This window comes from Pseudomonas alcaligenes, assembly GCF_014490745.1.
Lineage (GTDB): Bacteria > Pseudomonadota > Gammaproteobacteria > Pseudomonadales > Pseudomonadaceae > Aquipseudomonas > Aquipseudomonas alcaligenes_C.
This window is the reverse complement of the sequence record NZ_LZEU01000001.1, coordinates 1,586,680-1,612,148: the sequence shown is the minus strand read 5'-3', so window position 1 is coordinate 1,612,148 and position 25,469 is coordinate 1,586,680. Positions and strand designations below refer to the sequence as shown.

Sequence of the window (25,469 nt, the reverse complement as noted above, 5' to 3'; positions counted from 1 at the left end):
CACCACGTGCCTGAGCCATGACCGAACTGCTGCTGATCGACGACGACCGCGAACTCTGCGAACTGCTGGGCAGCTGGCTGCAGCAGGAAGGTTTCCAGGTGCACGCCTGCCATGACGCCGGTAGCGCTCGCAGCAGCCTGGCCCAGCACAATCCGGCGGCGGTCATTCTCGACGTGATGCTGCCCGACGGCAGCGGCCTGGAGCTGCTCAAGCAGCTGCGCAGCGAACACGCCGAGCTGCCGGTACTGATGCTCTCCGCCCGCGGCGAACCGCTGGATCGCATCCTCGGCCTGGAACTGGGCGCCGACGACTACCTGGCCAAACCCTGCGACCCACGCGAACTCACCGCCCGCCTGCGCGCCGTACTGCGCCGCAGCCAGCCGGTGGCCAGCGCCACCCGCCTGGAACTGGGTGACCTGAGCTTCAGCCAGGTACGCGGCGTGGCCAGTCTGGGCGAACACGAGATCAGCCTGACCCTCTCGGAAAGCCGCATCCTCGAAGCCCTCCTGCAGCAACCGGGCGAGCCGCTGGACAAGCAGGCCCTGGCCCAGCTGGCCCTGGGCCGCAAGCTGACCCTGTACGACCGCAGCCTGGACATGCACGTCAGCAACCTGCGCAAGAAGCTCGGCCCGCACGCCGACGGCCGTCCGCGGATCATCGCCCTGCGCAGCCGCGGCTACTACTACAACCCCTGAGTCAGGCTGTCGATACCGCTCTTTACCCTGGCTTTACCCTGCCCTGACCGCGCTTGACCTTGGCCTCCCTAGACTGTGCTCATCCGGTAACCCGCCGGAATCGAGACAAGGAGACACACCATGCGCAAGACCCTTACCGCCCTGCTGCTCGCCGCCGCCCTGCCGACCCTGGCCATGGCCAGTCCGGCGGAAGGCCCGCGCGGCCCGGCCCCTGACTGCGGCATGGCCGCCCACGGCGAACACCGTGGCCCGGGCATGGATATGTTCAAGGATCTCAACCTGACCCCGGAACAGCGCGAGCAGTTCGCCAAGCTGATGCACGAGCGCAAGGACAACCCGCGCGAGATCACCCGCAAGTACCTGGACAAGCTGCCGGAAGCCGACAAGCAGGCAATGAAGAAAGAGCTGGAGACGGCCCGCCAGGAACATGACAAGGCCATCCGTGCCATCCTCACGCCAGAGCAGCAGAAGCTGTTCGACCAGCACAAACAGGAGCGGGAAAAGCAGCGTGCCGAGCGTGAAGAGTTCGAAGCCTGGAAGGCCGAGCGCGACAGCAAGAAGCAATGATCCCCGCGCATTAGCCTGACCACGGCCCGGCCTGCCACGTGCAGACCGGGCCTGCTGTTTTCTGTAAGGAGCAACCCATGCGTTCACTGTTCTGGCGCATCTTCGCCAGCTTCTGGCTGGCCATCGCCCTGGTTGCCGGTCTGTCCATGCTGCTCGGCCATGCGCTGAACCAGGACGCCTGGATTCTCGGCCACCACCCGGCGGTGAAAGACCTGCCGCAGCAGTGGAGCCAGCTCTACGCCACCCGTGGCGCCGAGGCGGCGCAGGGGCTGCTGGAGCAGCACAAGCAGCGCTGGCACGTCGACACCCAGGTACTCGACAGCGATGGCCAGCCGCTGGTGTACGGCACCTTCCCGCCGCGCGCCGCCGCCTTCGAGGCCCGCCGTGGCGATGACCGACCGCTGCCCTGGCGGCGCCTGACCCGCGAATACACCAATCCGCACAACGGCCAGACCTACCTGTTCATCTTCCGCATCCCGCACCCGGAGCTGGGTGCCTGGCACCGCGACAGCCTGTTCTGGCCGCTCAGCGCCCTGGGCATCGCCCTGGTGGTGCTGACCGCCCTGAGCCTGCTGCTGACCCTCTCCATCACCCGCCCGCTCGGCCGCCTGCGCGGTGCCGTGCACGACCTCGGGCAGACCGCCTACCAGCAGAACAGCCTGGCCCGCCTGGCCGCTCGCGGCGACGAGTTCGGCGTGCTGGCGCGCGACTTCAACCGCATGGGCGCACGTCTGCAGGGGCTGATCGGCAGCCAGCGCCAGCTGCTGCGCGACGTGTCCCACGAGCTGCGCTCACCGCTGGCGCGCCTGCGCATCGCCCTGGCCCTGGCCGAACGGGCCGAGCCGGCAGCGCGCGAACAGTTGTGGCAGCGCCTGACCCGCGAATGCGACCGCCTGGAAGATCTGATCAGCGAGATTCTCGCCCTCGCCCGCCTGGACGCCGATCCGGGCGCGGCCCAGGCCATCGACTTCGACCGCCTGCTCGACGAGCTGCAGGCCGATGCCCGCCTCAGCGCTCCCGAGCAGGCCCTGCTGGTCGAGCGCCAGCCCACCCTGGAGCTGCAGGGCTGGCCGGCCATGCTCGGCCGCGCCCTGGACAACCTGCTGCGCAACGCCATGCGCTTCAACCCTGCCGGCCAGCCCATCGAGCTGCGCCTGCACAGCCAGGGTCAGCAGTTGCTGATCAGCGTGCGCGACCACGGCCCAGGGGTCGCCCCGGAGCTGCTGGAGAAACTGGGAGAGCCGTTCTTCCGCGCCCCCGACCAGGCCGCCGCCGGACACGGCCTGGGCCTGGCCATCGCGCGCAAGGCGGCGGAGCGCCATGGCGGGCGCCTGCTGCTGGACAATCACCCGCAGGGCGGCTTCGTCGCCACCCTCGAGCTGCCACTGAACGGCGCTGCGCTGTAAATCCTTGCCAGGCGGGCCGATCAGCCCTGCCAGGCCGCCACGAAATCGGCCGGCTCCAGCGCCTGCGGCACACGCCGCTCGCCTTCCACGCTACCGAGATAAAGGAAACCGACGATGCGCTCGCTGGCGCTCAGGCCCAGCCCGGCCATCACCTGCGGGTGGTAGCTCAGCTCGCCGGTGCGCCACATGGCGCCGAGGCCCTGGGCATGGGCCGCCAGCAGGATGCCATGGGCGGCGCTGCCAGCCGCCAGCAGTTGCTCCTGCTGCGGCACCTTGGGGTGATCGCTGAGACGGGCGATCACCACCACCAGCAGCGGTGCGCGCAGCGGCATGGCGCGGGCCTTGTCCAGCGCCTCCGGCTTGACCTCGGGATTGCCGGCGGCCAAAGCCGCGGCGAACAGCTCACCGAGGCGCACACGGGCCTCGCCTTCCACGGTGAGGAAGCGCCAGGGGCGCAGCTGGCCATGATCCGGCGCACGCAGGGCGGCGCGGAACAGCAGCTCGCGCTGGGCGGCATCGGGCGCCGGTTCGAGCAGACGGCCCACGGAAACACGGTTGAGCAACAGATCGAGCGCTTGCATGGGCTTCTCCCGGGGAAACAGCTCGGCATTCTAGCCGATTACGCGCAGCACTCCGCGTCTGCCACCGGCACCAGCGCCGGCAGGCCGTAAGCGGCACGGGCGGCATCGCAATTGGGGTTGGCCGCGCCATCTTCCCAGCTGGCGCTGAACTCGCGGCAGGTACTGGAGCGCTGCTCGTACAGGCTGCAGCTGACTGCGCAGCCGACTTCGCCCTGCAAACCGACGCAACGCACCGGCTTGCTGGCGGTGCCGAGCATGGCCACACGGTGGCTGTTGACCTGCTCGACCAGCTGATCGGGCACGCTGCCACCGGCAGACTGACACTCCCCCCAGTAGAACGACACCCGGAAATGCGCGCAACAGGCGCCACAACTCAGGCAAGGACTGTTTTCGGACATGACGCTAGGACTTCTGCAAACCGGAGCGGGCCGGCGATGGGGTGGTTATTCTATGAATCGGCATGCCGCTGTGAAGCCCCCAGACGCAGATTTACAGGCCGCCTGGCGGGCAGGCTAGAATGCCCACCTGCCTACAATCAGAGCCTTGTTCATGGCCTCGCCGACCTTGCGCGTCATCGGCTTCATTCTCGGAATCTTCCTCATTACCCTGGCGGTCAGCATGGTCATCCCGATGCTGACCCTGCTCAGCTTCGAACGCACCGATGATCTCAACGCCTTTCTCTGGTCGAGCCTGATCACTTTCGTCGCCGGCCTGCTCCTGCTGATTCGCGGCCGCCCGCAGCACATGCACCTGCGCCCGCGCGACATGTACCTGCTGACCACCGCCAGCTGGGTGGTGGTGTGTGGCTTCGCCGCCCTGCCGATGGTGCTGATCGCCCATATCAGCTACACCGACGCCTTCTTCGAGACCATGTCCGGTATCACCACCACCGGCTCCACCGTGCTGACCGGGCTGGACAATATGTCGCCGGGCATCCTGATCTGGCGCTCGATGCTGCACTGGCTGGGTGGTATCGGCTTCATCGGCATGGCGGTGGCCATCCTGCCGCTGCTGCGGGTCGGTGGCATGCGCCTGTTCCAGACCGAGTCCTCGGACTGGAGCGAGAAGGTCATGCCGCGCTCGCACATGGCAGCCAAGTACATCCTGTATGTCTATGTACTACTGACACTGCTGGGCTTTCTGGCCTTCTGGGTCGCCGGCATGACACCGTTCGAAGCAATCAACCACTCGATGGCCTCAATTTCCACAGGTGGCTTTTCCACTTCCGACTCATCCCTCGCACACTGGCAACAACCAGCCGTACACTGGGTCGCGGTTGTCTTCATGCTGCTTGGCAGCCTGCCCTTTACCCTCTATGTCGCGACCCTGCGTGGTCATCGCAAGGCCCTGATCAAGGATCACCAGGTGCGTGGCCTGCTCGGTTTCCTGATCCTCAGCTGGCTGGTGGTTGGCACCTGGTTGTGGGCTCACTCGGACAATACCTGGCTGGATGCCGTGCGCATCGTAGCGGTCAACACCACTTCCGTGGTCACCACGACCGGTTACGCACTGGGCGATTACACGACCTGGGGTAGCTTTGCAGTGCTGCTGTTCTTCTACCTGACCTTTATTGGTGGCTGCTCTGGCTCCACCTCGGGCGGCTTGAAGGTTTTCCGTTTCCAGGTCGCCTATGTGCTGCTCAAGGCCAACCTGCAGCAACTGGTGCACCCACGCGCGGTGATCAAGCAGCAATACAACAACCATAACCTCGACGAAGATATCGTCCGCTCGCTGATCACCTTTTCCTTTTTCTTCACCATCACCATCGGCGTAATTGCCATGGCCCTGACCCTGTTCGGTCTGGACTGGGTCACCGCACTCACCGGCGCAGCCACCGCCGTGTGCAACGTCGGCCCCGGCCTGGGCCCGATCATCGGCCCCGCCGGCAACTTCGCCAGCCTGCCTGATGGTGCCAAATGGCTACTGACCCTGGGCATGTTGCTCGGCCGCCTGGAAATTCTCACCGTACTCGTCCTATTTACCCCGGCGTTCTGGCGGCACTGAGCCGCTGCAACCTCTTCAGCCCGAACGGAAGCCCGACATGTCCTTGCCGACCCTGCGCACCCTGGCACTGATCAACGGCATCTTCCTGTTGACCCTGGCGATCGCCATGCTGGTGCCGGTAGTGACCCTGCTGATCTATGCGCAGCCACCGGGGATCAATGCCTTTCTCTGGTCGAGCCTGATTACTTTCATTTGCGGCCTGGGCATGTTCCTCCAGGGCCGCGGCCGGCAGGTGCACCTGCGCCCGCGCGACATGTACATGCTCACCGTGTCGAGCTGGCTGCTGGTGTCGTTCTTCGCCGCGCTGCCCTTCCTGTTCGGCCTGCACACCAGCTTCACCGATGCCTACTTCGAGAGCATGTCCGGCATCACCGCCACCGGCGCCACCATCTTCAGCGGCCTGGACAGCATGTCGCCGGGCATCCTGATCTGGCGCTCGCTGCTGCACTGGCTGGGCGGTATCGGCTTCATCGCCATGGCCGTGGCGATCCTGCCGATGCTGCGCATCGGCGGCATGCGCCTGTTCCAGACCGAGTCGTCGGATCGCTCGGAGAAGGTCATGCCGCGCTCGCACATGGTCGCCAAGTACATGGTGGTGGCCTACCTGGGCATCAGCCTGCTGGCCACCCTGGGCTTCTGGCTAGCCGGCATGAGCCTGTTCGATGCGATCAACCACGCCATGTCGGCGATCTCCACCGGTGGATTCTCCACCTCCGACGCCTCCCTGGCGCACTGGCCGCAGCCGGCGGTGCACTGGGTGGCGGTGCTGGCGATGATCCTCGGCAGCCTGCCGTTCGTGCTGTATGTCTCGGTGCTGCGCGGCAACTACTGGGCACTGCTGCGCGACGCCCAGGTGCGCGGCTTCCTGTTCATTCTGGTCGGCAGCTGGCTGCTGCTCGGCACCTGGTACTGGGCCACCACCCGCCTGCACTGGCTGGAAGCGGTGCGCCACGTGGCGGTGAACACCACCTCGGTGATGAGCACCACCGGCTTCGCCCTCGGCGACTACAGCCTGTGGGGCGGCTTCGCCAGCATGCTGTTCTTCTACCTGGGCTTTATCGGCGGCTGCTCCGGCTCCACCGCCGGCGGCCTGAAGATCTTCCGCTTCCAGATCGCCTACATCCTGCTCAAGGCCAACCTGATGCAGCTGGTGCACCCACGCGCGGTGATCAAGCAGCAGTACAACCGCCATCGCCTGGACGAGGACATCGTGCGTTCGATCCTGGCCTTCTCGTTCTTCTTCACCATCACCATCGCCGCACTGGCCATGGGTCTGACCCTGTGCGGCCTGGACTGGATCACCGCGCTGTCCGGCGCAGCCAGCACGGTGTCCGGCGTCGGCCCGGGCATGGGCCCGATCATCGGCCCGGCCGGCAACTTCTCCAGCCTGCCGGACAGCGCCAAATGGCTGCTGACCCTGGGCATGCTGCTGGGGCGCCTGGAGATCCTTACCGTGCTGGTGCTATTGATGCCGACCTTCTGGCGGCACTGACACCCCGTTACGAGCGTCTCGCGGCTCTGTCGTAGGGCGGGTGAAACCCGCATGATTCACCTCGCAGGTTGCGTCCACCCTACGACAGAGGCTCAGAGGCGCGCGCGGTACTCGCCCGGGGTGCTGTCGAACCAGCGGCGGAAGGCGCGGAAGAAGTTGCTGGGGTCGGCAAAACCCAGCAGATAGGCCACCTCCAGCAGGGTCAGATTGGGCTGCGCCAGGTACTGGCCAGCCAGCTCGCGGCGGGTGTCGTCGAGCAGCTGCTGGTAGCTGGTGCCCTCTTCCTGCAGGCGCCGCTGCAGGGTGCGCTCGGACAGCAGCAGCACCTGGGCCACCGCCTCGCGCTTGGGCTCGCCCTGGGGGAGCAGGCGGCACAGCACCTGGCGCACCTGATGGGTGACCCGGCTGTCGGAGAAGCGCGCCAGGTACTCGCCGGCGAAGCGGTCGTGCAACTGCGCCAAGGCCTCGTTGGCCGAAGGCAGCGGCGCATCCAGGTCGGCGCGGTCGAAGAGCATGCCGTAGTGTTCGGCATTGAAGCGCAGCGGCGCCTGGAACACCTCGCGGTAAGGCTCCAGATTCTCTGGCGGCGGCCCCTGGAAACTCACCTGGCGGGCGCGGATCGGCTTGCCGGTCAGCCAGCGGCAAAAGGTCAGGGTATGCGCCAGCGATGCTTCGGTGCTCTGCCGGGCCGGCGGCAGGCGATCGCCGTGGATGGCGAAGACCAGCTCGTAGCCATCCAGGGTCGGGTGGAAGCTCAGGTCGGAGCCTTCGGCGATGATGCGCTGGTAACGCACCAGGCGGTTGAAGCCCTCCTGCAGGTTGCGGCTGGACATCAGCGCGTAGCCAACCACATGGAAGGCCGTCGGGCGCACGCTCAGGCGCGCCATGTTGAGGCCGATGGCCGGGTTGCCGGAGGCCTCCACGGCCAGTTGCCACAGGCGGGTCATGCTGTCCTGCGGGAAGCGCGCCTCGGGGTCGTCGAGGGCGGCATAGTCCATGCCCAGGCGGGAAAACAGGCTGCGGCAATCGACGCCCCCCAACTCCAGGGCCTGGACGATGCTGGAGGCCCAGCTGGAGGAAGTTGTGCGTTCGCTCATGGCGTTATTCTTATGCTGTTCAATCACGGGCTGGCGCCAAGAGGATACTAAACTGGCCCTGTATGTCACTGGCCGCAGGAGACAGCCTGCGTAAACTGTGGTCAACAATGACAGGAGGTACGCCATGAGCGCCGAAACCACCGAACGCTATCAGAGCTTTGCCGAGTTCTACCCCTACTACCTGCAGGAACACAGCAACGACGTATGCCGCCGCCTGCATTACGTCGGCAGCACGCTGGTACTGGGTATCCTCGCCTACGCCATCTTCACCCAGCAATGGCTGTGGCTGCTGGCCCTGCCGCTGGCCGGCTACGGCTTCGCCTGGGTCGGCCACTTCGTCTTCGAGAAGAACAAGCCGGCCACCTTCCAGTACCCGCTGTACAGCCTGATGGGCGACTGGGTGATGCTGAAGGATGCCCTGACCGGCCGTATCCGTTTCTAAACCAGCTGCCATCCCTCCGGCCCGGGCGCTGAGCACCCGGGCCCGTTGCCCGCCGCATCGTTCCCGCAACAGTCCCACGCCAACAACAAGAGGACGCCTGATGAACGCTCATGCCCGTTTCACCCATATGGAAGACGGCAGCGCCGAGGACTGGGCCATCATTGCCCAGGACTTCGCCGCCTACGCCAAGCACCTGCCGGATCGCATCCTCAGCCACCTCAAGCTGCTCGACGGCGACTTCGGCGGTTTCCCGGTGGATCGCCTGACCCACTCGCTGCAGACCGCCACCCGCGCCTACCGCGACGGCAAGGACGAGGAGTACGTGGTCTGCGCCCTGCTCCACGATATCGGCGACACCCTCGGCTCGTACAACCATGCCGACATCGCCGCGGCCATGCTCAAGCCCTTCGTCAGCGCGGAGAACCACTGGATGATCGAGAAGCACGCGATCTTCCAGGGCTACTACTTCTTCCATCACCTGGGCCTGGATCGCCACCTGCGCGAGCAGTTCAAGGAGCATCCGCAGTACCAGCAGACCATCGAATTCTGCGCCCGCTACGATGCCGCCGCCTTCGACCCGCAAGGCGAGACCCTGCCGCTGGAGTTCTTCGAACCCATGCTGCGCCGCGTGTTCGCCCAGCCCAGGCAGTCCATCTACCAGTCGGCCATGCCGCGACAACCGGCCTGACACCTCCCCGCGCCTGCCATTCGGCGGTCACACTTGGCCGCCGCCCGGGGGCTGGTTATGATCCCTCACCCGCCATAGCCTTGGCTCAGGTCTTGCAGACCCTCAGGCGCTCGACAAGAAGCGCCAGAAAACCATCAGGGATCGCTCCATTTCATGAAGTCCGCCACCCCGGAGGCCGTCAAGGCCCAACCTGCCCCGCTGTTGCGCGAGTACTACTCCCGCGTGCTGGCCTATATCGCCACGGCAGCCAGCATCGCCGCCGGCACCTACGATCAGCACTTCGGCTACGACATCCTGTGGATGGTGCCCTACGCCCTGCTCTATCCCCATGTGGCCTACCACCTGGGCAACCGCTTCAAGCGCGACTACCCGGAACAGACCACCCTCACCCTGCTGTTCCTCGATGCCGCCCATGCCGGCATCGCCGCCGTCATGATGGGCTTCTCGGTGGTGCCGGGGCTGATGTTCCTGCTGATCCTCAGCTTCAGTGCCATGATTGCCGGCGGCCTGCGCTACGTCGGCCTGGCACTGCTGGTAGCGGCCGGTGGCATAGCCCTGACCACCGCCCTGGTGCATCCCGAGGTCAAGGCCGCCACCCCGATCCTGGTGGCCATCGTCAGCATTCTGCTGAGCACCCTGTACATCTGCATCACCGCCTATTTCGTGCATGAGCAGGGCATTCGCCTGACCCTGATGCGCAGCGAAATCACCCGCGAACAGGAAAAGGCCGCGCGCCTGGCGCGCAACCTGGCCAAGTACCTGTCGCCGCAGGTCTGGCAGATGATCTTCAGCGGCAAGAAGCACGTGCGCCTGGAGACCCAGCGCAAGAAACTCACCGTGTTCTTCTCCGACATCAAGGGTTTCACCGAGCTGTCCGAGGAGCTGGAAGCCGAGCAGCTGACCGACCTGCTCAACAACTACCTCACGGAAATGTCGAAGATCGCCCTCAAGTACGGCGGCACCATCGACAAGTTCGTCGGCGACAGCGTCATGGTGTTCTTCGGCGACCCGTCCAGCCAGGGCGCCAAGAAGGACGCGGTCAACGCCGTGTCGATGGCCATCGCCATGCGCAAACACATGAAGGTGCTGCGCCAACAGTGGCTGGCCCAGGGCATCACCAAGCCCCTGGAAATCCGCATGGGCCTCAATACCGGCTACTGCACGGTCGGCAACTTCGGTGCCGACACGCGCATGGACTACACCATCATCGGCCGCGAAGTGAACCTGGCCAGCCGCCTGGAAAGCTCCTCGGAAGCCGGCGAAGTGCTGATCTCCCACGAGACCTACTCGCTGGTCAAAGACGTGATCATGTGCCGCGACAAGGGCCAGATCGCGGTCAAGGGCTTCAGCCGCCCGGTACAGATCTACCAGGTGGTGGACTTCCGCCGCGACCTCGGGGCCAAGTCCAGCTATGTCGAACACGAACTGCCCGGCTTCTCCATGTACCTGGATACCAACGGCATCCAGAACTACGACAAGGAGAAGGTCATCCAGGCCCTCAACCAGGCCGCCGAGAAGCTACGCGACAAGGTCATCCTGTAAACGCAGAAGCCGCCGAAAGGCGGCTTCTGCGTTCTGGGGCACTGATCACACCCGCAGCGCCTGCAGCTCGGCCGGCGCCACCAGCTCGCCGTCCAGCAGCGGCTGCTGGCTCAGGAACTCCAGGGCCGACGCGCGCCACGACTGGCGGGCCGCCCGCTCGGCACACAGCCGGCGATCCAGCTGCAGGGCATCCAGGCAGGCCTGGCGCAGATCCTCGCTCATCACCCCGGTAACGCCCGCCTCCAACACATCCAGCGGCCCCGGCACCGGGAAGGCCGCCACCGGTGTGCCACAGGCCAGCGCCTCGAGCATCACCAGGCCGTAGGTATCGGTGCGCGAAGGAAACACCAGCACGCTGGCCGCGGCGAAAGCCTGGGCCAGCGCTTCGCCCTGCAGATAGCCGAGGAATTGCGTCTGCGGATAGGCCGCCTGCAATTCACCACGCTGCGGGCCGTCGCCGACCACGCACTTCAGCCCCGGCAGATCGAGAGCAAGAAAGGCAGCCACGTTCTTCTCCGCCGCCAGCCGCCCGACATAGAGGAACAGCGGTTCGACCGGCGCCTCGCCCTGCGGCTGGAACAAGCGGGTATCCACGCCCTTGCGCCACAGCTGCAGGCGCTGCAGGCCCCAGCTGCTGAACTCATCGCGCAAGCGCTCGGTGGTCACCAGCACGGCCTGGCTGGGCTGGTGGAAGCGCCGCAGGTAGGCATAGCCCCAGCTCAGCGGCAGCGCCGGCCAGCGTGTATGCACGTATTCGGGAAAGCGCGTGTGAATCGCACTGGAGAAGGCCAGCCCGCGCTTGCCCAGCCAGCGGCGGGCGGCCCAGCCCAGCGGCCCTTCGGTGGCCAGGTGCACGCAGTCCGGGCCGAACGCGCGAATCGCCGGGCCGACCTTCCACAAATCCCACACTAGCGGAATCTCCGGGTAACTGGGGCACGGCAGCGCATGGAAATCCTGCGGCGACAGCAGCTTGACCAGATGACCGAGGCCACGCAGCTCGCTGACCAGAGCCTGCAAACTGGTGACCACACCATTGACCTGCGGGTGCCAGGCATCGCTGACGATGAGGATCCTCATGCGACCTGCCCGATGCCGACTGCAGCGCCGACGGCCACCTGCTCATCGGCCAGGCGGTAGAGCTGGATGCTGCCGTCCAGGTGTTCGATCAGCGCCGTGCAGGACTCCACCCAGTCGCCGCAGTTGAGGTATTCCACGGCGCCCACCTGGCGGATCTCCGCGTGGTGGATATGGCCGCAGACCACGCCGTCGAAGCCGCGCCGCACGCACTCGTGGGCGATCGCCTCCTCGAAGTCGCTGATGAAATTCACCGCGCTCTTGACCTTGTGCTTGAGGTACGCCGACAGCGACCAGTAGCCGTAGCCCCAGCGCTCGCGCCAGTGGTTGAGCCAGCGGTTGAGCAGCAGGGTGAAGCCGTAGGCCGAGTCGCCGAGGAAGGCCAGCCAGCGGTGGTAGCGGGTGATCACGTCGAACTGGTCGCCGTGGATCACCAGCAGCTTGCGGCCGTCGGCCGTCTGGTGCTCGGCCTCGTCGACCAGCTGGATATTGCCGAGGATCAGCTTGGAGTAGCGGCGCAGGAATTCGTCGTGGTTGCCGGTGACGTAGATCACCTCGGTGCCGCGCTTGCTCATGGTCAGCAGGCGGCGGATCACGTTGGTGTGCGCCTGCGGCCAGTAGATGCCGCCGCGCAGCTTCCAGCCGTCGATGATGTCGCCGACCAGGTAGACCTTGTCCGCCTGGTAGCGCTTGAGGAACTCGGCCAGCCGCTCGGCCTGGCAGTCACGGGTGCCCAGGTGCACATCGGAAATCCACAGGGTGCGGACACGTTGCTTGCGGCTGGGTTTGCTGCGCTCGGCGATGCTCATGGATGGCCTCCGCTGGGTTTAGCGCGAGCTTGCGCGCCGGCGGTGAAACCACTGTGACAGCCAGATGGCGGACTGATGACAGCGCACCACCGGCGCGCCGCGGTGTAGACTGCCGGCTCGTTCCGGGAGCCCCGCCATGCACGCGCTACTGTCCTTGCGGCACTACCATCACGAACAGATCGCCCACAGCCACGAACACGCCCAGCTGGTGTTCGGCCTGTCCGGCTGCCTGGACTTCGAAGTGGCCGGGCGCGGCTGCCAGGTGCTCAGCCACAGCCTCGCCGTGGTGCCGCCCGAGCAGCACCACAGCTGCGCCAGCCCCCAGGGTAGCCACTGCCTGGTGCTCGACGTACCGCCCCACGCCTGGCTGCAGGAACGCCTGGGCGGGCATCTCGACAATGCACAACGTCTGCTGGAAACCCCCGGGCGCGTGCCGCTCAACCTGGCGCAGAGCCAGCTGGTGCAATGGCTGGCAGCCAGTTCCCTCGACGACAGCGTGATCGCCCAGCAAGGCGCCGCCCTGCTGCTGGCCAGCCTGAGCCAGGCCGGTCAGATCCAGGAAAGCGCCCAGTTGCCGCTGGCGGCCATCGACGCGCACATCGACCGCCACTGCGCCCACCCGCTACAGGTGGCCGATCTGGCACGCCTGTGCGGCCTGTCGGTGGCGCGTTTCCACAGCCGCTTCCTCGCCGCCACCGGGCTGACGCCCATGGAGCATGTGCGCAACCGCCGCCTGCAGCTGGGCCGCAGCCTGCTACTGGACAGCGACCTGGCCGTGGGCGAAGTCGCCGCCCGGGTCGGCTATGCCTCGCAGAGTGCCTTCACCGCCGCCCTGGCCCGCCAGCTCGGCACCACACCGCGACAACTGCGCCGCGAGTGGCGCGACAAAAGCCGCGAGTAGCGCGACAGACCCGGGGCCATCCTGCGCCTAGACTACCCGGCAACCCTCAGGAGCCCCCGGTATGCAGACCATCGAATGGCAGGACTTCGAGCGCGTGGAACTGCGCGTCGGCACCCTGCTCAGCGCCCGCCCCAACGACAAGGCGATCAAGCCCAGCTATGTGCTGGAAGTCGATCTCGGCGAGCTCGGCGTGAAGACCTCCAGCGCCCAGCTCACTGCCCACTACGCCAGCCATGAGCTGGTCGGCCGCCAGGTGCTGTGCGTGTGCAACTTCGCCCCCAAGCGGGTCGCCGGGGTACGCTCGGAAGTGCTGGTGACCGGCGTCTACGACCAGGACGGCAAGGTGGTACTGGCCAGCTTCGACAAGCCACTGCCCAATGGCGCCCGCCTGGCCTGAACCAGAGCCGCCGCTTCGCGGGCTGCGCCCGTCCTACAGACCTCGGAAGTACCATGCAACGCCGCACCGCCCTGCTCGCCCTGCACCTGGGCGCCCTGTTCTTCGGCCTGTCCGGCATCTTCGGCAAGCTGGCCCTGGCCGCGCCGCTGGTGATCGTCTTCGGCCGCGCCCTGTTCGCCGTCATCGCCCTGCTCGGCTTCACCCGTCTGGGCGAGCGCGCGGCTGCCACCAGCGGGCGCCAGCGCCTGATCCTGATGGGCGCCGGACTGCTACTGGGCGGGCACTGGTGGAGTTTCTTCGTCGCCGTGAAGGTGTCCGGCGTGGCCGTGGCCACCCTCGGCTTCGCCAGTTTCCCGGCCTTCACCGTGCTGCTCGAAGGGCTGCTGTTCAAGGAACGCATCCGCGCCGCCGAGTGGGGGGTGGTGGCCCTGGTCTGCGCCGGCCTGGTGCTGGTCACCCCGCAGCTCGACCTGGGCAATCAGGCCACCCAGGGTCTCAGCTGGGCGGTGCTGTCCGGCCTGCTGTTCGCCGTGCTGTCGGTGTGCAACCGGGCCACCACCCAGGGCCTGCAGGCCGCCCAGGTGGCGCTGTGGCAGAACCTCGCCATCGTGCTCTGCTGCCTGCCGCTGGCGGCGCCGCTGCTGCCCGCCGTGCGCCCGCTGGACTGGCTGTGGATCGGCCTGCTCGGGGTGCTCTGCACGGGCCTGGCACACAGCCTGTTCGTGGCCAGCCTGCGCGTGCTCAATGCGCGCAGCGCGGCGGTGGTGTTCGCCCTGGAGCCGGTCTACGGCATCCTCTTCGCCTGGTGGCTGTTCGGCGAACAGCCGGGCCTGCGCATGCTCTGCGGCGGCGCGCTGATCCTCCTGGCCACGCTGATCTCGGCGCGCCTGAGCAAGCACGCCGCCAGCGTCGAGGATCTCAGTTGACGCTGTAGCCACGCCCGTTCAGGCAGGCACTCAGGGCGCGCCGGTAACGCTCGGTGGCGTCGGCGCCGACCGCCTGGGTCGAGGTCGCCGGGTCGAAGCCGCTCTGCCCCACCGCCCAGCTGTGGCATTCGTAGCGGTCACGGCCCTGCTGCTCGGTGGTCTGGCCGCGTGCCGGGTAGGCGATCACCTCGTAGCTGGCGACGCTGGTCTGGGCCGCCGCCGCTGGCGGCTGTACCACTTCATAGCGCTGCTCGCCGCTGTTCCACAGGTAGTAGGTACCGGCCGCAACGAAGTACAGCATGCTGCCGATCCACAGCTCGTGGGCGTACGACGGCAGGCCATGGTCGCCATGGTGACCGGGGCCCGGCCCCCACGCACCCGGCCCGCCCGGGCCTCCACCAGCAGGGCCGCCCGGGCCCATGGGGCCGGCCAGCAGGAGACCGGAAAAACTGAATACCAGCAGACTCAGGCCGGTAATGCGCAGGACACGCCTCATTTCGCTCACACCTCATCGATACCGGGCTGCCAGGTACGCAGCCCATACGGCATTATTTCGCGAGAGGGTGTCAGCCAACGTCAGAGCGGAGTAAACCCGGGGTAAGACTTCCGATACAAAGCCGTACAGTCAGCGGTCGTTGTGGCCCAGGTCGCGCTGCGGGTCGATCTGGTCGCGCAGGCGCTGCTTGAGCACCTTGGCCTCGGGAAAGCCACCATCGGCCTTGCGCTCCCACAGCTGCTGGCCGTCGCAGGTGATGCGAAACACCCCGCCGGTGCCCGGCTCCAGGCTGACCTTGCCCAGTTCGTCGCTGAAGGTGCTGAGCAGCTCCTGGGCCAGCCAGGCGGCGCGCAGCAGCCACTGGCACTGGGTGCAATAGGTGATCACGACTTCAGGCTTGGCGGACATGCGGGACTCCCGGTACGAGGCCGGCCGCCATCATAGCGGCGCGGGTACAGGCGAAGCGGACGGGTCAGGATTTTTCCAGATTGGCCAGGATGCGCGCATGGATCTGCTGGCACAGGCGCTGTTCCTGCTCGCTGATGCCGGCAAACAGCTCGGTGCGCAGGTTCTGCGCGATGCTCTCGATCTGCTCGATCAGCGGCCGTGCCTGAGGGCTGAGGACAATCTTCTTCGCCCGCCGGTCTTCCAGCACCGCCTGGCGCTGCACCAGGCCCTGGGCCTCCAGACCGTCGAGCAGGCGGGCCAGGGTCGGCCCCTCGACGCCCACCGTCTTGGCCAGCTCGCGCTGGGTCGGCGCTTCGTCCAGCAATGCCAGATGCAGCAGCACCAGCCAGCGCGCCTGGGACAGGCCGAGGCCCGCCAGGCGCCGATCCAGTTCCGCGCGCCAGGCGCGGGACAACTGGGCCAACTGCATACCGAAACTGTGCTGGGCGAAATTCTGCATAGGTGACTCTGGGTAATCCGTTACGGTTCGCGCCGCTGCCCAGCCTCCCTCTGGCCGATAAAGCAGCAGAAAAACCTAATTATTAGTCACCTAACCATAACCCTGGTACGGGCCTTACGCCAAGCCCGGATTTACCATTTCACATACTGGTCTTCGACGAAGCCCCACAGATTGTCGATGTGGACCGCCGGCCGCCCCGCCGGGCGCAGGGTGCCCTGAAAACGACCGAACACCTGCTTGAAGTTGCTGGCCAGAAAACCCAGGTTGAGGCATTCACTGTGCAGCCCCTGGCCGACGAAGCGCAGCTCGACCTGGCCGTCGCCGGAGCGGATGCTCCAGGGCTGCAGCGGCTGGTCGCGGTCGAAGTGGAAATGCACGCCGCCGACCGGGATTAGTTCGCCATCCAGCCAGTAGCAGTTCTCGCTGAAGCTGGTTTCGTTGACCCCGCAGGACAGGTTCAGGCCGACCCGCGTCTGCCCCACCGCACCGGACAGGCAGGCCCAGTTCCAATGGGTTTCCGGGCGCATGTAACCGGCCGACCAGTCGTGGTGGGCAAAGGCGCCGAGCTGCTCCAGGTCGAAGTCGCCCAGGCTGCTGCGCACCTGCCCGCGACAGCGCACCCCGGCCACCTTCTGCGCGTAGACCCAGCCGTTCACCGCCGTCGGCGTACACAGGCACATGGGCTGGAACTGCTGCTCGGAAAAGCTCGCCTCGATGCGCAGGCCGTCGTCCAGCTCAACCAGCAGTTGCTTGTCGCTGCCGCGGTTGTCCAGGCGCAGCAGGTTGGCGCCGCTGCGCAGCTCGCAGACGCCGGCGTTGGGCTGCTGGGAAAAGCTGCTGCCCAGGCCCAGCGGCAGACGGAACTGGCGCTCGACCATGCGCCCGCTGGCCGGGTGATAGAGGTAGACGAAGCCGGCAGTCAGCAGGCTCAGGTTGGCCAGCGCGCAGCCGCCGATCAGCTCATCGCTGATCAGGCCGAAATACTGGAACTGGTGGAAGCGCCGCCACTTGGCCAGGGCACCGAGACGCCGGCCCATGGGCGAACGGAAGTCGAAGTCGCGCCAGTTAACCGCGCCCGGCGCCGCGGGGAAAATACCGTAGTGGGGTCGGCCATCGGCCTGGATCAGTCGTTCCATCGTCACTGCCCGCAAGCGAAAAGGCGATGCTAGCAGCCGTACCCCGGTCTGAAAGCGACCTATTGCGCCAGGCCGCAGGACGCTTCAGGTCACCACCTGGTTGCGGCCGAACGCCTTGGCCTCGTACAGCGCCCGGTCGGCATGCTCGAACAGCCGGTTCGGCGACAGCGCCTCGCCCGGCGGGCAGTGGGCCACGCCCACCGACAGGGTCAGCACCGGAGCGGTCGGCGATCCGCCATGCTCGATGCGCAGCAGCTCCAGGGCCTGGCGCAGCACCTCGGCGCGCTGACGCGCCTCCAGCGCCGTGGTGCCGTACAGCAGCACGGCGAACTCCTCGCCGCCCAGACGCACCGCCATATCCTGCGGGCGCTGGGCGATATTGCCCAGCACCCCGGCGACCTGCTGCAAGGCATGGTCGCCGGCCTGGTGGCCGTAGCGGTCGTTGTAGGCCTTGAAGTGGTCGACATCGCACAGCAGCAGGGCCAGGCCGAGCTGCTCACATTGGGCCTGGCGCCACAACTGCGGCAGCTGGCGATTGAAATAGCGCCGGTTGTGCAGCCCGGTCAGGCTGTCCTGGTCGGCCAGCACGCGCATCAGCCGGCTGACCAGGAAATGCTCGCGCGACTTGATCTCCAGCAGGTAGCAGCCGACCGCACCGATCAGATTGCCGCAGACCAGAAACATCAGGTTGTTCAGCAGGCGTGCCGGCGGCAGATCACCCAGCACTTCGAACAGACCGTAGGCGAACAGCACCAGAAAGGACATTGCCAGCGCCTCGCCCAGGCGCAGGCCGACCATGAAGTAGGCGGCAATGCACACCAGCAGCAACCCCTCATAGGGAAAGTGCGGGCTCTGCCGGTGGGCCAGGGCGATGATCGCCGCCGCGCCCAGGCCCAGGGCGCCGATGCACACCAGGCGTAGCGAGGCCAGCAGGTGTCGGGGACGCCCCTGCAGGATCAGCCGACCGCTGACCAGCAGCACCGCGGCCACCGCCAGGCGAATGGCCAGCAGGACGAACAGCAGCGGCCCGCTGATCATCCACAGATCCACCACGGCAAAGGCCAGCCAGACAATCAGGGCAAACAGCAGCGCCACGCACCTCAGCTCGCTGCCATCGCGGAACAGATGGCGACGGTATTCCTGTTCCAGCGGGCGACTGAAGCACAACCAGCGGTAGCCAAGCGCCAACTGGTCGGCATAGGGACTGGAACGGACATCGTCCAGCCAGGCGAGATGGGGCGACACCATGACCTCTAAAACTAATGGCGTGGTGCCACCATATAGTTTTGTGAATCACGTCACAAGTTTGTCATTTGGCAGCGCCGGCAGTTTGGCGCAAAAACCACCACTTCCGTCGCCTGCAAGACAGTTGCGCGGCCGCCCGAGGGCGGCCGGCTCAGACCTCGAATTCCGCCTGCAAGGCAGCGCGCACGCAATACAGCACGCCTTCCGGCACCTGCCCGGCAAACAGCTCGGCAATCGCCGCCACCGGCGGCAGCTCACCTTCGCCGTCGAGGAAGGCATCCTGGATCTCGCCAAGCAGTTCCTCGGGCAGATCCAGCGCCTGCTCCAGGCTCAGCTGCTGGCAACCGATGGCCTCGGCCAGCAGGCTGTAGACGTTCTTCTCGGTGCACTTGAGCTGACCGGCGATCTGCAGCGGCGTCATTCCGGCGCGGGCCAGGCTGACCAGCTCGTGGCGCAGATCCACCACCACCGCCGGTGTTTCCGCCGCGCCATTGAGCACCTCGAGGAAGGCCTCGCCGTAGCGCTCCAGCTTGCGCGCCCCCACCCCGCTGACCTGGGCCATGTCGCTCAGGGAGGCCGGCTTGCTGCGCAGCATCTCCAGCAAGGTGGCGTCGGGGAAGATCACATAAGGCGGCACGCCGTGCTCCTCGGCCAGCTTGCGGCGCAGGGTGCGCAGGGCTTCCCACTGCTCGCGCTCCTCGCCGCGCACCAGTTGGCTGGCACTGCTGCCGCTGGCCTTGGCCGCCTGTTGCGGCTTGAGGTCGCGACGCAGCTGCAGGGTCACTTCACCACGCAGCAGCGGGCGGCAGGCATCGGTCAGGCGCAGGCCGCCGTAGCCTTCCAGGTCGACGTCGGCCAGGCCGCGCGCCACCAGTTGGCGGAACAGGGTGCGCCAGTCGCCTTCGGCCAGCGCCTTGCCGATGCCGAACACCGGCAGGTGCTGATGGCCGGAGGCGCGGATCTTGTCGTTCTCGCGGCCCAGCAGGATGTCCACCAGGTGGCCGACGCCATAGCGCTGGCCGCTGCGGTAGATCGCCGACAGGGCCTGGCGCGCCGGCTCGGTGGCGTCCCAGGTCTGCACGTTGTCGACGCAGGTGTCGCAGTGGCCGCAGGGCTTGGCCAGCTCCTCGTCGAAGTAGGCCAGCAGCGCCTGGCGACGGCAGCGGGTTTCTTCACAGAGGGCGAGCATGGCGTCCAGCTTGTGCTGCTCGATGCGCTTGTGGCGCTCGTCACCCTCGGAGTTGGCCAGCATCTGCTTGAGGAACACCACGTCCTGCAGGCCGTAGGCCATCCAGGCGTCTGCCGGCAGACCGTCGCGACCGGCCCGGCCGGTTTCCTGGTAATAGGCCTCCAGGCTCTTGGGCAGATCCATATGGCAGACGAAGCGCACGTTGGGCTTGTCGATGCCCATGCCGAAGGCGATGGTCGCCACCATGATCAGGCCTTCCTCGTTGAGGAAGCGCTTCTGGTGGTAGGCGCGCAGGTCATTGGGCAGGCCGGCGTGGTACGGCAGCGCCGGATAACCCTGGGCACTGAGGAAGTCGGCCACCTCCTCCACCTTCTTGCGCGACAGGCAATAGACGATGCCGGCGTCGCCCTTGCGCGCAGCGAGGAAGGCCAGCAGCTGTTTGCGCGGCTGATCCTTGGGCTGGATGCGGTAGAAGATGTTCGGCCGGTCGAAGCTGGAGAGGAAGCGCTCGGCCTGCTCCAGGTGCAGGCGCTGCACGATCTCTTCGCGGGTACGCATGTCCGCCGTGGCAGTCAGGGCGATGCGCGGCACGCCGGGAAACAGCTGGGCCAGCTGGCCCAGCTGCAGGTATTCCGGGCGGAAGTCGTGGCCCCACTGCGACACGCAGTGGGCCTCGTCGATGGCGAACAGGGCCAGCTCTGGCAGGCGCCGGAGGAAATCCAGCATGCGCGGCTGCACCAGGCGCTCGGGGGCCACATAGAGGAACTTGATCTCGCCGCGGCGGATGCGCTCGGCGATATCACGCTGCTCGTCGTTGCTCAGGGTGGAGTTCAGCGCCACGGCGGCCACACCCAGCTCGTCGAGGGTGGCGACCTGGTCTTCCATCAGCGCGATCAACGGCGACACCACCACCGCCAGACCGCCGCGCAGCAGCGCCGGCACCTGGAAGCACAGCGACTTGCCGCCGCCGGTAGGCATCAGCACCAGGGCGTCACCGCCCGCAGCCACGCGTTCGATGATCGCCGCCTGCTTACCGCGGAAGGCGTCGTAGCCGAATACGTCTTTGAGGATGCGCAGTGCCTGGGAATTGGTTGCCTGGTCGAGCATGCCGGTCTCCATTGGAAGCCGCGCAGTATACGCGAGCGATGGCAGTGGCAGGCCATCGCCCGTCGGCCGTGCTTTTGCAGGCCCGGGGGGCTAGAATCCCGATGTTTACTTACTCAAGGTAGTCCCACGATGTCCTTCGCCGAGCAACTGTCCCGCCTGCAAGCCTTCCTCGATGCTGATGAACTGCACGAGGAGGCCTTGGACTACGTGGCCGCCCACGGCTACCTGACCGCCCTCGCCATCTGCCCGGAGCAAGTGCCGGAGCGCGAGTGGATCGATGCCCTGTTCGCCGAGCCGCCGCACTACCGCAGCGACGCCGAGCGCGCGGAAATCGAAGCCACCCTGCTGCAGCTCAAGGGCCATATCGGTCGCCAGCTGGCCAGCGACGATGATCCGGAATTCCCCTGCGACGTCGACCTCGGCGATGAGCCGGACGATTCCGACCTGCGCGGCTGGTGCATCGGTTTCATGGAAGGCGTGTTCCTCCGTGAAGCGGTGTGGTTCGAAGACGCCGAAGACGAAGTCAGCGAGCTGCTGCTGCCGATCATGGTCGCCTCCGGCCTGTTCGACGAGCAGCCCGAGTTCACCGAAATCGCCCGCGACCGCGACCTGGTGGACACCATGGTCGACCAGATCCCCGAGCTGCTCACCGCGCTGTTCCTGCTGTGCCAGGCCCCGGAAGAGAAGCCAGCGCTGCTCAAGCCCCGCCACCACTAACTTCTAAACGATAAGTGCCTGCGCTCGATCATGCGGCGTTAGAAACAGCCTCAGACAGTGGCTTGCCACTGAACGCCCTATGGGCGGCCCGTAAGGGCGAGCGCAGCGAGTACTGCTCATTTACCACCCGTAAACTGCGCTTCTTCGGCTGTTTCTGCCTTGCCTGCTCTTCGCTCGGCGACTTCTCGTTCAGAAGTAAGGTCGTTCATTGATGGCGCATCGCGATATCCAGCAAAGCCGTCACCGCAGCGTGCGTTACGCATTGCTCGCGGTCGGCTGGCTGTGCGTCGTGCTCGGGGTGATCGGCATCTTCGTCCCGGTGCTGCCGACCACGCCCTTTCTGCTGCTGGCCGCCGCCTGTTTCGTGCGTAGCTCTCGGCGCTTCTACCTGTGGCTGGTCGAACACCCGCGCCTGGGGCCATGGATCCGCGACTACCTGGACGGCAACGGCATCCCGCTCAAGGGCAAGGTCTACGCCATCGGCCTGATGTGGTCGAGCATCGCCCTCTCCTGCTACCTGGTGCAGCGCCCCTGGGCCTGGGCCTTCATGCTCACCAGCGCGGTGCTGGTCAGCACCTACATCCTCCGCCAGAAAACCCTGCCCACGCGCTGAGGCGAGCAGCTGCAGAAAATCGGCAGATGGCCGCTGCAGCGCCTAAACTTTCCGCACTTTAACCAGAGAACCCAGCCATGCTGCGGCCAAGCAATCAGGGACGTGCGAAGCGCCTGCCGGCTGTTGGCCTGGCTCTGGGCGCCCTGCTCGGCCTGCTGTTGGGCGCCGCCGCGCTGGCCAACTGGGACTTCGCCCTGATCATCCAGAATGCCGAAAAACGCTACGGCAACCTGGGCGTCGGCAAGGGCCGCCTGGAGGCCTGGGACGAACTGATCCAGGCCAGCGCCAACCTGCCGGAAAAAGAAAAACTCAGCGCAGTAAACCGCTTCTTCAATCGCCAGTACCGCTTCGTCGACGACAGCCGCAACTGGCGGCAGAACGACTACTGGGCCACCCCCGTGGAAGGCCTGATGAAAGGCGCCGGCGACTGCGAGGACTACTCCATCGCCAAGTACTTCACCCTGCGCCGCCTCGGCATCCCCAGCGAGAAGCTGCGCATCACGTACGTCAAGGCACTGCAGTACAACCAGGCGCACATGGTGCTGACCTACTACGCCAGCCCCGGCGCCGAGCCGCTGGTGCTGGACAATTTGATTGGCGACATCCGCCCGGCCTCCCAGCGCAAGGATCTGCTGCCGGTCTACGCCTTCAACGCCGAGGGGCTCTACCTGCCCGGGGCCGGCAAGAAAGGCGATACCAAGAAACTGTCGCGCTGGCAGGATCTGTTGAAGAAGATGCGCGCCGAAGGCTTCGACATCGGCGAAGGTTAGGAGAAGACCATGTCCCTGTTGAAACAGCTGTTCCTCGCCATCTGCCTGTTCCTCGTGGTGGCCTTCACCGGCAGCTTCATCGCCAGCGTGGAGACCTCGCGCGAGCAGCTGCTCAGCCAGTTGCGCTCCCACGCCCAGGACGCCGCCACGGCCCTGGCGCTGTCGATGACGCCGCACGTGGACGACCCGGCGATGATCGAGCTGATGACCAGTTCGATCTTCGACAGCGGCTACTTCGCCACCATCCGCGTGGTGCGCATCCCCGGCGACGAGGTGATAGTCGAACGGCGCACCACCACGACCACGGACAATGTGCCGCAGTGGTTCGTCAAACTGATCAACCTCGAGCCCGAAGGCGGCGATGCCCTGATCATGCGCGGCTGGGAGCAGGCGGCGCGGGTCGAAGTCCTCAGCCACCCACAATTCGCCCTGGCCAAGCTGTGGGATAGCGCCATCGGCAGCCTGCTCTGGCTGCTGTTGTGCGGCCTGGTCAGTGCCATCCTCGGCGGCTGGCTGCTACGCACCCAGCTGCGCCCGCTGGACAACATGGTGCAACAGGCCCAGGCCATCACCCGGCGCGAATTCCTCACCCTGCCCCGCGTGCCGCGCACCCCCGAACTGAAACGGGTGGTGCTGGCAATGAACCAGATGGTCGAGAAACTCAAGCAGCTGTTCGCCGAAGAAGCCGCGCGCAGCGAGAAGCTGCGTGAAGAGGCCTACCAGGACAGCCTTACCGGCCTGGCCAACCGCCGCCTGTTCGAAATCAAGCTGGCCAACCAGCTGACGGTGACCGAACAGAACGCCGCCGGCTACCTGATGTTCCTGCGCGTCAACGACCTCGGCGGGCTCAACCAGCGCATGGGCGGCCAACGCACCGATGCGCTGATCCACGGCATCGGCGAACTGCTCAAACGCCTGCTGGAACAGCGCGGCACCCCCGAATGGCTGGCCTCGCGCAGCCGCGGTGGCGAATTCACCCTGCTCGCCCCGGGCCTGGTCGGCGAAGATGCCGACCGCCTCGCCCAGGAGCTGATCGAAGGCCTGGAAAGCCTGCGCCAGACCGGCGCCAGTGACTGCACGCCGGTGGCTCACCTGGGTATCGCCGCGTTCCGCCCAGGCGAGGAAGTGGCCAACGTGATCGGCCGCGCCGACCAGGCCCTGGCCCAGGCACAGAGCAACGCCGGCAAACCCTGGGAGCGCCTGGACGACTTCACCACCAGCAACGGCCAGGGCCTGCACGACTGGCGCAAGTGGATCGACGAGGCCCTCAACCAGGGCAAGCTGCAGCTGTACTTCCAGCCGGTCGCGCTGTGCGCGGAGCGCGGTCAGGTTCTGCACCAGAAAGTCCTCGCCCGCCTGCTCGATCCCAATGGCGAGGCCATCGCCGCCGGCCGCTTCCTGCCCTGGATCGAACGCCTGGGCTGGGCCGCACGCTTCGACCTGGCCATGCTCGAACACAGCCTGGCGCACCTGGAACAGCATCGGCAGCCGCTGGCTCTCAGCCTGTCCGCCGCCACCCTGCGCGAACCCGCCAGCCTGGCCAAGCTGCTGGAAGCGCTCAAGGCGCATCCACAGCAGGGCGAGCTGATGACCCTGGAGCTGGACGAGCGCTATCTGCCACCACCGGCTGAACTGGAAGCACTCAGCCAGAGTGTGCGCGAGGCCGGCTTCAACCTCGGCCTGCAGCACTTCGGTGGGCGTTTCAGCCTGATCGGCAACCTGACTCACCTGGGCCTGGCCTATCTGAAGATCGACGGCAGCTACATCCGCGCCATCGACCAGGAAGGCGACAAGCGTCTGTTCATCGAGGCCATTTTCCGCGCCACCAACAGCATCGATCTGCCGCTGATTGCCGAGATGGTGGAAACCGAAGGGGAACTGGCGGTGCTCAACGAGCTGGGCATTCATGGAGCCATGGGCCGCCTGATTGGCGCCCCGAGCCCGTGGCAGAACTGATGGCGGATCGCGCCTGTCAGCCCGGGGCCGCAATGGCCCCGCAGTTGCTCTGGCGGCCTTGCGCCGCCAGGCAGGGTCAGATCAGCTGGTGTTCGTCGTCGCCCAGCAGGCCGCTGAGGCCTTCGATCTCGGCACGGGTCACGGCGCGCTGATCGAGCTTGTGCCGTGCCGCTTCGGGCAAGTCCGTGTAGCGGATCACGCCCTTCTCCACCAACACGCTGACCACGTCTTCCAGTACCCGCACCAGTTCCAGGTCGGACTCTTTCAGGCTGGTCAGGCGCGCCTTGACCTCTTCCTTGGCGGTCAGCCAGTTTTCCAGCTCCTCGCTTTCTACCGCCAGGGTCTCTGTCATCTCGTCGAAAGGGTCGTGCTCCACTCGCAGAAGTCGACCTTCCTCATCCCTTTGCACGTACACCATGAGCATCCTCCAGGCATAGAACCCACCGTCTCTCCGACTGGCGGGTTGGCTCAAAGTTTAGATCACTCTCCGAGCACCGCCCCTGCATTGCCCAGGGGCCACGGCAAACCTACCTCTCGAAGAATGCCTTAATAATCCGGCTTACGCATTCATCATGCCCGAATATGTCGGAAAAATAGTGGCCATATGCCATTTTTCACGGATTTCCGATCCGCTCGGGCTGCCTGCAATGCGGTGAGTCGGCATGGGCAAAGACTAATCCGCCCCCACCCTGCGCACCTTGAGACAAATCAA

Annotated in this window: 27 protein-coding genes; 15 read left to right on the top strand and 12 right to left on the bottom strand. The window is 66.2% G+C overall.

The window, feature by feature from the left end; all coding sequences use genetic code 11:
- Positions 1-17 precede the first annotated feature (17 nt).
- The 3 genes from A9179_RS07185 (at position 18) to A9179_RS07175 (ending at position 2,668) form a co-directional block, all read left to right on the top strand.
- Positions 18-695 carry a response regulator transcription factor gene (locus A9179_RS07185; RefSeq protein WP_187805145.1) on the top strand — a complete coding sequence of 226 codons (678 nt, stop codon included), beginning with the start codon at positions 18-20 and terminating at the stop codon, positions 693-695.
- A 120-nt stretch (positions 696-815) separates the two neighbouring features.
- A complete protein-coding gene (locus tag A9179_RS07180; RefSeq protein ID WP_187805144.1) occupies positions 816-1,262 on the top strand; it encodes a Spy/CpxP family protein refolding chaperone in 447 nt (148 codons plus the stop codon).
- Between the two features lie 77 nt (positions 1,263-1,339).
- Positions 1,340-2,668, top strand: a complete 1,329-nt coding sequence (locus A9179_RS07175; RefSeq protein WP_187805143.1) for a sensor histidine kinase — start codon at positions 1,340-1,342, stop codon at positions 2,666-2,668.
- Positions 2,669-2,688: 20 nt separating this feature from the next.
- Here A9179_RS07175 and A9179_RS07170 read toward each other — a convergent pair whose 3' ends face one another.
- Positions 2,689-3,249: a nitroreductase family protein gene (locus tag A9179_RS07170; protein WP_187805142.1), complete on the bottom strand. Its 561-nt coding sequence runs from the start codon at positions 3,247-3,249 to the stop codon at positions 2,689-2,691.
- Positions 3,250-3,287: 38 nt separating this feature from the next.
- Positions 3,288-3,647: a YkgJ family cysteine cluster protein gene (locus A9179_RS07165; protein WP_187805141.1), complete on the bottom strand. Its 360-nt coding sequence runs from the start codon at positions 3,645-3,647 to the stop codon at positions 3,288-3,290.
- A 151-nt stretch (positions 3,648-3,798) separates the two neighbouring features.
- On the opposite strand from A9179_RS07165, the gene A9179_RS07160 reads away from it, so the two are divergent.
- Both A9179_RS07160 and A9179_RS07155 read left to right on the top strand, forming a co-directional pair.
- Positions 3,799-5,253, top strand: a complete 1,455-nt coding sequence (locus A9179_RS07160; RefSeq protein ID WP_187805140.1) for a TrkH family potassium uptake protein — start codon at positions 3,799-3,801, stop codon at positions 5,251-5,253.
- A gap of 37 nt (positions 5,254-5,290) precedes the next feature.
- A complete protein-coding gene (locus A9179_RS07155) occupies positions 5,291-6,745 on the top strand; it encodes a TrkH family potassium uptake protein (protein WP_187805139.1) in 1,455 nt (484 codons plus the stop codon).
- A gap of 92 nt (positions 6,746-6,837) precedes the next feature.
- Here A9179_RS07155 and A9179_RS07150 read toward each other — a convergent pair whose 3' ends face one another.
- Positions 6,838-7,842, bottom strand: a complete 1,005-nt coding sequence (locus tag A9179_RS07150) for an AraC family transcriptional regulator (protein ID WP_187805138.1) — start codon at positions 7,840-7,842, stop codon at positions 6,838-6,840.
- Between the two features lie 124 nt (positions 7,843-7,966).
- Here A9179_RS07150 and A9179_RS07145 point away from each other — a divergent pair, with 124 nt between their 5' ends.
- From A9179_RS07145 to A9179_RS07135, 3 genes are all read left to right on the top strand, one after another.
- Positions 7,967-8,284, top strand: a complete 318-nt coding sequence (locus A9179_RS07145) for an Mpo1-like protein (RefSeq protein ID WP_187805137.1) — start codon at positions 7,967-7,969, stop codon at positions 8,282-8,284.
- 100 nt (positions 8,285-8,384) lie between these two features.
- Positions 8,385-8,972 (top strand): HD domain-containing protein, encoded by a 588-nt coding sequence (locus A9179_RS07140; RefSeq protein ID WP_187805136.1) that lies wholly within the window; start codon positions 8,385-8,387, stop codon positions 8,970-8,972.
- Positions 8,973-9,125: 153 nt separating this feature from the next.
- Entirely contained in the window at positions 9,126-10,514 is a 1,389-nt protein-coding gene (locus tag A9179_RS07135) for an adenylate/guanylate cyclase domain-containing protein (RefSeq protein WP_187805135.1), read from the top strand.
- A gap of 45 nt (positions 10,515-10,559) precedes the next feature.
- Here A9179_RS07135 and A9179_RS07130 read toward each other — a convergent pair whose 3' ends face one another.
- On the bottom strand, positions 10,560-11,591 hold the full coding sequence (locus A9179_RS07130; protein ID WP_187805134.1) for a glycosyltransferase family 4 protein: 1,032 nt from the start codon (positions 11,589-11,591) through the stop codon (positions 10,560-10,562).
- Positions 11,588-12,397, bottom strand: coding sequence for a UDP-2,3-diacylglucosamine diphosphatase (locus A9179_RS07125; RefSeq protein ID WP_187805133.1), 810 nt, complete (start codon positions 12,395-12,397; stop codon positions 11,588-11,590). The genes A9179_RS07130 and A9179_RS07125 overlap by 4 nt, the downstream gene beginning before the upstream one ends.
- A 136-nt stretch (positions 12,398-12,533) precedes the next feature.
- Here A9179_RS07125 and A9179_RS07120 point away from each other — a divergent pair, with 136 nt between their 5' ends.
- From A9179_RS07120 to A9179_RS07110, 3 genes are all read left to right on the top strand, one after another.
- The gene (locus A9179_RS07120; RefSeq protein WP_187805132.1) at positions 12,534-13,298 is read left to right on the top strand and encodes an AraC family transcriptional regulator; all 765 of its coding nucleotides are present in this window, start codon (positions 12,534-12,536) and stop codon (positions 13,296-13,298) included.
- A 61-nt stretch (positions 13,299-13,359) separates the two neighbouring features.
- Positions 13,360-13,695, top strand: a complete 336-nt coding sequence (locus tag A9179_RS07115) for a tRNA-binding protein (RefSeq protein WP_187805131.1) — start codon at positions 13,360-13,362, stop codon at positions 13,693-13,695.
- Positions 13,696-13,748: 53 nt separating this feature from the next.
- Complete coding sequence (locus A9179_RS07110; RefSeq protein ID WP_187805130.1) at positions 13,749-14,621, top strand: DMT family transporter; 873 nt, start codon at positions 13,749-13,751, stop codon at positions 14,619-14,621.
- Here the strand turns inward: A9179_RS07110 and A9179_RS07105 are convergent.
- The 6 genes from A9179_RS07105 to recQ form a co-directional block, all read right to left on the bottom strand.
- Positions 14,614-15,117, bottom strand: a complete 504-nt coding sequence (locus A9179_RS07105; protein ID WP_187805129.1) for a hypothetical protein — start codon at positions 15,115-15,117, stop codon at positions 14,614-14,616. The two genes, A9179_RS07110 and A9179_RS07105, sit on opposite strands and share 8 nt — an antisense overlap.
- 129 nt (positions 15,118-15,246) lie before the next feature.
- Positions 15,247-15,525: an Rdx family protein gene (locus A9179_RS07100; protein WP_187805128.1), complete on the bottom strand. Its 279-nt coding sequence runs from the start codon at positions 15,523-15,525 to the stop codon at positions 15,247-15,249.
- A 64-nt stretch (positions 15,526-15,589) separates the two neighbouring features.
- On the bottom strand, positions 15,590-16,024 hold the full coding sequence (gene slyA / locus A9179_RS07095; RefSeq protein ID WP_262410548.1) for a transcriptional regulator SlyA: 435 nt from the start codon (positions 16,022-16,024) through the stop codon (positions 15,590-15,592).
- Positions 16,025-16,155: 131 nt separating this feature from the next.
- On the bottom strand, positions 16,156-17,160 hold the full coding sequence (locus tag A9179_RS07090) for a DUF2804 domain-containing protein (protein ID WP_187805127.1): 1,005 nt from the start codon (positions 17,158-17,160) through the stop codon (positions 16,156-16,158).
- Positions 17,161-17,244: 84 nt separating this feature from the next.
- Entirely contained in the window at positions 17,245-18,408 is a 1,164-nt protein-coding gene (locus tag A9179_RS07085; RefSeq protein WP_187805126.1) for a GGDEF domain-containing protein, read from the bottom strand.
- Between the two features lie 148 nt (positions 18,409-18,556).
- Positions 18,557-20,701: a DNA helicase RecQ gene (recQ, locus tag A9179_RS07080; RefSeq protein ID WP_187805125.1), complete on the bottom strand. Its 2,145-nt coding sequence runs from the start codon at positions 20,699-20,701 to the stop codon at positions 18,557-18,559.
- Between the two features lie 129 nt (positions 20,702-20,830).
- Here recQ and A9179_RS07075 point away from each other — a divergent pair, with 129 nt between their 5' ends.
- The 4 genes from A9179_RS07075 to lapD all read left to right on the top strand — a co-directional run bounded on the left by A9179_RS07075 (position 20,831) and on the right by lapD (position 24,757).
- The gene (locus A9179_RS07075; protein ID WP_187805124.1) at positions 20,831-21,418 is read left to right on the top strand and encodes a UPF0149 family protein; all 588 of its coding nucleotides are present in this window, start codon (positions 20,831-20,833) and stop codon (positions 21,416-21,418) included.
- Positions 21,419-21,629: 211 nt separating this feature from the next.
- Complete coding sequence (locus tag A9179_RS07070) at positions 21,630-22,031, top strand: YbaN family protein (protein ID WP_187805123.1); 402 nt, start codon at positions 21,630-21,632, stop codon at positions 22,029-22,031.
- Between the two features lie 77 nt (positions 22,032-22,108).
- Positions 22,109-22,801 (top strand): cysteine protease LapG, encoded by a 693-nt coding sequence (gene lapG / locus A9179_RS07065; protein WP_187805122.1) that lies wholly within the window; start codon positions 22,109-22,111, stop codon positions 22,799-22,801.
- 9 nt (positions 22,802-22,810) lie between these two features.
- Positions 22,811-24,757: a cyclic di-GMP receptor LapD gene (gene lapD / locus A9179_RS07060; RefSeq protein WP_187805121.1), complete on the top strand. Its 1,947-nt coding sequence runs from the start codon at positions 22,811-22,813 to the stop codon at positions 24,755-24,757.
- Positions 24,758-24,833: 76 nt separating this feature from the next.
- Here lapD and A9179_RS07055 read toward each other — a convergent pair whose 3' ends face one another.
- Entirely contained in the window at positions 24,834-25,175 is a 342-nt protein-coding gene (locus A9179_RS07055; RefSeq protein WP_187805120.1) for a tryptophan synthase subunit beta, read from the bottom strand.
- Between the last annotated feature and the right edge of the window lie 294 nt (positions 25,176-25,469).

Coding starts and splice junctions, on each gene's coding strand:
- A9179_RS07055 (WP_187805120.1), bottom strand. CDS start 25,175: ATGGTGTACGTGCAAAGGGATGAGGAAGGTCGACTTCTGCGAGTGGAG.
- A9179_RS07100 (WP_187805128.1), bottom strand. CDS start 15,525: ATGTCCGCCAAGCCTGAAGTCGTGATCACCTATTGCACCCAGTGCCAG.
- A9179_RS07175 (WP_187805143.1), top strand. CDS start 1,340: ATGCGTTCACTGTTCTGGCGCATCTTCGCCAGCTTCTGGCTGGCCATC.
- lapD (WP_187805121.1), top strand. CDS start 22,811: ATGTCCCTGTTGAAACAGCTGTTCCTCGCCATCTGCCTGTTCCTCGTG.
- A9179_RS07105 (WP_187805129.1), bottom strand. CDS start 15,117: ATGAGGCGTGTCCTGCGCATTACCGGCCTGAGTCTGCTGGTATTCAGT.
- A9179_RS07085 (WP_187805126.1), bottom strand. CDS start 18,408: ATGGTGTCGCCCCATCTCGCCTGGCTGGACGATGTCCGTTCCAGTCCC.
- A9179_RS07185 (WP_187805145.1), top strand. CDS start 18: ATGACCGAACTGCTGCTGATCGACGACGACCGCGAACTCTGCGAACTG.
- A9179_RS07150 (WP_187805138.1), bottom strand. CDS start 7,842: ATGAGCGAACGCACAACTTCCTCCAGCTGGGCCTCCAGCATCGTCCAG.
- A9179_RS07170 (WP_187805142.1), bottom strand. CDS start 3,249: ATGCAAGCGCTCGATCTGTTGCTCAACCGTGTTTCCGTGGGCCGTCTG.
- A9179_RS07075 (WP_187805124.1), top strand. CDS start 20,831: ATGTCCTTCGCCGAGCAACTGTCCCGCCTGCAAGCCTTCCTCGATGCT.
- A9179_RS07110 (WP_187805130.1), top strand. CDS start 13,749: ATGCAACGCCGCACCGCCCTGCTCGCCCTGCACCTGGGCGCCCTGTTC.
- A9179_RS07140 (WP_187805136.1), top strand. CDS start 8,385: ATGAACGCTCATGCCCGTTTCACCCATATGGAAGACGGCAGCGCCGAG.
- A9179_RS07130 (WP_187805134.1), bottom strand. CDS start 11,591: ATGAGGATCCTCATCGTCAGCGATGCCTGGCACCCGCAGGTCAATGGT.
- A9179_RS07115 (WP_187805131.1), top strand. CDS start 13,360: ATGCAGACCATCGAATGGCAGGACTTCGAGCGCGTGGAACTGCGCGTC.
- A9179_RS07070 (WP_187805123.1), top strand. CDS start 21,630: ATGGCGCATCGCGATATCCAGCAAAGCCGTCACCGCAGCGTGCGTTAC.
- slyA (WP_262410548.1), bottom strand. CDS start 16,024: ATGCAGAATTTCGCCCAGCACAGTTTCGGTATGCAGTTGGCCCAGTTG.
- A9179_RS07120 (WP_187805132.1), top strand. CDS start 12,534: ATGCACGCGCTACTGTCCTTGCGGCACTACCATCACGAACAGATCGCC.
- A9179_RS07180 (WP_187805144.1), top strand. CDS start 816: ATGCGCAAGACCCTTACCGCCCTGCTGCTCGCCGCCGCCCTGCCGACC.
- A9179_RS07155 (WP_187805139.1), top strand. CDS start 5,291: ATGTCCTTGCCGACCCTGCGCACCCTGGCACTGATCAACGGCATCTTC.
- A9179_RS07145 (WP_187805137.1), top strand. CDS start 7,967: ATGAGCGCCGAAACCACCGAACGCTATCAGAGCTTTGCCGAGTTCTAC.
- A9179_RS07135 (WP_187805135.1), top strand. CDS start 9,126: ATGAAGTCCGCCACCCCGGAGGCCGTCAAGGCCCAACCTGCCCCGCTG.
- A9179_RS07160 (WP_187805140.1), top strand. CDS start 3,799: ATGGCCTCGCCGACCTTGCGCGTCATCGGCTTCATTCTCGGAATCTTC.
- A9179_RS07165 (WP_187805141.1), bottom strand. CDS start 3,647: ATGTCCGAAAACAGTCCTTGCCTGAGTTGTGGCGCCTGTTGCGCGCAT.
- A9179_RS07125 (WP_187805133.1), bottom strand. CDS start 12,397: ATGAGCATCGCCGAGCGCAGCAAACCCAGCCGCAAGCAACGTGTCCGC.
- A9179_RS07090 (WP_187805127.1), bottom strand. CDS start 17,160: ATGGAACGACTGATCCAGGCCGATGGCCGACCCCACTACGGTATTTTC.
- lapG (WP_187805122.1), top strand. CDS start 22,109: ATGCTGCGGCCAAGCAATCAGGGACGTGCGAAGCGCCTGCCGGCTGTT.
- recQ (WP_187805125.1), bottom strand. CDS start 20,701: ATGCTCGACCAGGCAACCAATTCCCAGGCACTGCGCATCCTCAAAGAC.